The organism is Planktotalea sp., from assembly GCF_049680325.1.
In the GTDB taxonomy this organism is placed as follows: domain Bacteria; phylum Pseudomonadota; class Alphaproteobacteria; order Rhodobacterales; family Rhodobacteraceae; genus Planktotalea.
Window position 1 is genome coordinate 1 of record NZ_JBAUHO010000340.1, and the last position, 3,873, is coordinate 3,873.

The 3,873-nt window shown below is 54.9% G+C and carries 7 protein-coding genes; all 7 read right to left on the minus strand.

Annotated elements, in window-relative coordinates:
* Positions 1–84 precede the first annotated feature (84 nt).
* On the minus strand, positions 85–306 hold the full coding sequence (gene rpmE, locus WBC85_RS15040; protein ID WP_424439024.1) for a 50S ribosomal protein L31: 222 nt from the start codon (positions 304–306) through the stop codon (positions 85–87).
* A gap of 11 nt (positions 307–317) precedes the next feature.
* Complete coding sequence (rplS, locus tag WBC85_RS15045) at positions 318–692, minus strand: 50S ribosomal protein L19 (RefSeq protein WP_424439027.1); 375 nt, start codon at positions 690–692, stop codon at positions 318–320.
* Positions 693–744: 52 nt separating this feature from the next.
* Positions 745–1,569 (minus strand): tRNA (guanosine(37)-N1)-methyltransferase TrmD, encoded by an 825-nt coding sequence (gene trmD, locus WBC85_RS15050; RefSeq protein WP_424439030.1) that lies wholly within the window; start codon positions 1,567–1,569, stop codon positions 745–747.
* A 91-nt stretch (positions 1,570–1,660) separates the two neighbouring features.
* Positions 1,661–2,167, minus strand: coding sequence for a ribosome maturation factor RimM (gene rimM, locus WBC85_RS15055; protein WP_424439033.1), 507 nt, complete (start codon positions 2,165–2,167; stop codon positions 1,661–1,663).
* Positions 2,168–2,382: 215 nt separating this feature from the next.
* A complete protein-coding gene (rpsP, locus tag WBC85_RS15060) occupies positions 2,383–2,793 on the minus strand; it encodes a 30S ribosomal protein S16 (protein WP_424439036.1) in 411 nt (136 codons plus the stop codon).
* A 47-nt stretch (positions 2,794–2,840) separates the two neighbouring features.
* The gene (locus WBC85_RS15065) at positions 2,841–3,137 is read right to left on the minus strand and encodes a chorismate mutase (RefSeq protein WP_424439039.1); all 297 of its coding nucleotides are present in this window, start codon (positions 3,135–3,137) and stop codon (positions 2,841–2,843) included.
* Positions 3,130–3,735: a GNAT family N-acetyltransferase gene (locus WBC85_RS15070; protein WP_424439042.1), complete on the minus strand. Its 606-nt coding sequence runs from the start codon at positions 3,733–3,735 to the stop codon at positions 3,130–3,132. The genes WBC85_RS15065 and WBC85_RS15070 overlap by 8 nt, the downstream gene beginning before the upstream one ends.
* Positions 3,736–3,873: the final 138 nt, after the last annotated feature.

A 3,873-nucleotide genomic window follows, 5' to 3' on the forward strand; every position in this document is an offset into this window, starting at 1 on the left:
AACTTGCACAATGCGAACAACCCCCAACGAAAAACGCCGCCCCAAAAGGAACGGCGTTTCTGTAAAATCCAAAGGGTACTAAGCTTAGAAGCCCAAACCTTCGTATTTCTTTTTGAACTTGGAAACACGCCCACCGGCATCCATCAAGCGCGAGCTGCCGCCAGTCCATGCTGGGTGCGCAGACGGGTCGATGTCGAGCGCGAGCTGGTCGCCCTCTTTGCCGTATGTGGATTTCATCTGGTGGATCGTACCGTCCGTCATCTTTACGTTGATGATGTGGTAATCGGGGTGAATATCGTTTTTCATCGGTGCGCTCCTTAGCCTTTGAGTGGCTTGTAGTTTGTATCTTCAGCGATACGTGCGGATTTACCGCGACGCGAGCGCAGATAGTACAGCTTGGCACGGCGGACACGGCCACGGCGCACAACTGTGATGCTGTCTACGTTGGTGGAATGCAGTGGGAACACACGTTCCACGCCTTCACCAAAGGAAATCTTGCGAACTGTAAAGGAACCGGCAACACCTTTGCCGTTCTTGCGCGCGATGCACACGCCTTCGTAGTTCTGAACACGAGAGCGCGTGCCCTCGGTTACTTTATAGCCAACACGAATTGTGTCTCCGGCTTTGAAATCGGGAATGTCTTTCCCGAGTGCGGCGACCTGTTCGGCCTCCAGTTGTGCGATAAGATCCATGTCTCATCTCCTATGATATGCTCGCGGTTGATCCGCAAAGGTTTACGCGTCCTCAGAGCTCTTGGTCTTCATCCGGGTCCCTGTTGTGCGCTGCACACCAAGCCCGCCAGAGGTCAGGTCGTCTTTCTTTTGTCAGCCTTTCGGCCATGGCCTGCCGCCAGTCAGATATCTTCGCGTGATGACCGGACTGAAGTATTTCCGGTATCGCGCGATCCTTCCAGACCGCAGGTTTCGTATACTGAGGATGCTCTAGTAACCCATGCGAGAACGATTCGTCCTGCGTGGAATCATAGTTCCCAAGCACGCGCGGTATAAGCCGCACAGTTGCATCAATCAAGGCCTGCGCTGCAATCTCGCCGCCTGTGAGGATAAAGTCACCAAGCGAGACTTCCTCGATGTTGTATTCCTCGATCACGCGTTCATCGACGCCCTCAAAGCGCCCGCACAAAAGGGTGATCCCATCGCACTGCGCAAAGCGCTGCGCCATCGCTTGATCCAACCGTTTTCCGCGTGGTGAAAGGTAGACAACAGGCCAGTTGCCGCGTTCGGATTCCGCTGCTTTATCCAGTGCTTTGCCCAGCACATCGGCGCGCAGAACCATGCCCGCGCCGCCCCCCGCGGGCGTGTCGTCGACATTCAGGTGTTTGGTTTCCCCGAAAGGGCGCAGATCAATCGTTTCCATCTGCCAAAGCCCTTCTTGCAAGGCTTTGCCCGTCAGCGAGGCACCGAGCACGCCGGGAAAGGCGTCGGGAAACAGCGTGATAATCTGCGCGCGCCACACGCCCGCCAGTTCGGGCGTCGGCGTCATCAACTCGCGCGGCTTGAACGTCGGGCGGATCGCCTTTCGGCCATGTGAACGCAGTGGTTTGTCGGTCATGGTCATATTACCTTTAGCCCAAGCTGGCCAAGCAGATCAGCAGCCTGGCGCTTGGAAATGATCGCGCCTTTGAAACGGCGCGTCGCTCATTTCACTCAAAAAGCCCTTCGGGCGGGTCTGTAACAATGCGCTTTGCACCAAGGTCCACTGTGGGAACTGCCGCGAGCGTAAAGGGCAAAAGAACAGCCGTCTTGATGTCAGGGCCGATCACCTCGAGCAAGTCACCCGCACCATGGTTTTGCACGCTTTTGACAGTGCCCAGAACCTTGCCACCTGTATCGACAATTTCGAGCCCCTCAAGGTCCGCATGATAGTATTCGTCATCTGGCAACGCAGGCAATTGATCGCGGCGCGCAAATAGTTTTTCACCGTTCAAGGCGTCCGCGTCTTCCTTGCTCGCAACCCCTGAAAGCCGCGCCGAATAGCCGGACTTCATGGGGCCTAGCAACGTCACGACAAAGCTGCGTCCGTCTTCAAGTGACAGGGGGCTGTAGTTGGCAATATCAGAGGGTTCGGCGCAAAAGCTTTTGAGCCGCACATCCCCGCGCACCCCAAAAGCGCCGCCAATAGTGCCTACACAAATCAGATCGTCGCTCATTCAGACACTCCCCGGCAAATGCCGCTTTTCATTGTTCCGCCCGCGTCCACGCACTTATCCAGCGCAGCGTTACGCTCGGAAAAAACCCCAAGTACAAAAGCAACGCCAAACATAATCGGAAGACGTATCAAACGGAACATAACAAAAGGCCTTATATAGAAAAGCAAAAGACGGCGCGTGTTGCGCCGCCTTTCATATCAAAGCCAAAGGGCAGATTACTCTGCGCTTTCTTCTGCAGCTGCTTCTTCAACAGGTGCTTCTGCCGGTGCTGCGGCAGCTTCAGCTGCGGCAGCAGCTTTAGACGCTTTTTCTTCTGCGCGGTCTGTCGCTTTTTTACCTGGCGTACCCTTCTTCAGGTTTGCACGGTCTTTCTTTTCGATCAGGCCAGCCGCTTCGAGCATGCGTGATACACGATCCGTTGTCTGTGCGCCCTCGCCAAGCCAGTACTGGATGCGCTCAACGTCCATTTTCACGCGATCTTCGCTGTCTTTAGGAAGCAGTGGGTTATATGTGCCCAGCTTTTCGATGTAGCGACCATCGCGTGGCATGCGGGAATCCGCAGCAACGATACGGTAGAACGGGCGTTTCTTGGAACCGCCGCGTGCGAGACGAATTTTCATAGCCATGGTGTGTTTCTCCTATAATGGCGTCAGTACGAGCAAAAATCTTGCTCTTATGTCTGGTGTCGTTTGTGGTGGTGGATAACTTCCTCAATAATGAAATTGAGGAATTTCTTAGCAAATTCGGGATCCAGATCAGCCCGGTTTGCAAGGTCTTCCAGCCGCGCGATTTGCGTGGCTTCGCGGGTAGGATCGCTTGGCGGCAGATCATGTTCTGCCTTTAGCTTTCCTACGGCTTGGGTGTGTTTGAACCGCTCGCCCAGCGTGTAGACGAGGATTGCATCAAGACGGTCAATGCTTTCGCGGTGCTCTTTCAGCACGGCGGCGGCGCGTGTCACAGCATCAGTCAATGGGCATCCCCTTAGGTTTGAAGAGCGGATTTGCGTAATTCGCGATTTCCATTTCTATCCCATGTGCGATCTGGCTAGAGCGCAGCTTTTCAGGGCTTGGATGACGATAAACCGCGTCATTGCCATCAATCGTTGTTGCGGTTTTGTCTTTGACCGCGCCAAGGCGTTCGGCAAGGCGAATGGAATCAAGGTTCTTGGGATCAATGTAGGACACTGCACCCTCCCAACCTTTAACGTCATAGTAGTGCCGGCGCACCGCATGTGTGGCCTCTAGCGCATAACCGTGACCTGCAACTTCAGGCCAGATGATCCAGGCAATCTCGCGCTCTGGCCATTTCGCAGGCTGCCAACCGCCGGCCATACCTAGCGTTTTGTCCGTTTCACGGTCATGGATCATCCACATGCCAAAGCCGCGAATTTCCCAATGCCCGATTTCAGCAGCATAGAGCATCCATGCCTCATAGGCATTTAGCGGACCGCCCATAAAGCGTGAACGATAGCTGGAAAACGTCGCTTTGAAGTCCGGATAGTCGGCGGCTTCTGGCCCGCGAAGGCTTAGGCGTTTGGTTTCCAGAATTGGGATGCGTTTCGTGGGCATTACGCGGCCTCGCTTTTATGAAGGAAGGCAAGCATGTCGCCGTCATGAACAGTACGCACCGCGCCAAGGCGTTCGGCCAAAGCGATCGAGCGCGCGTTGTCTTTGTGAATATAGCTGGCGAGCTCTGTCAGATTGAGC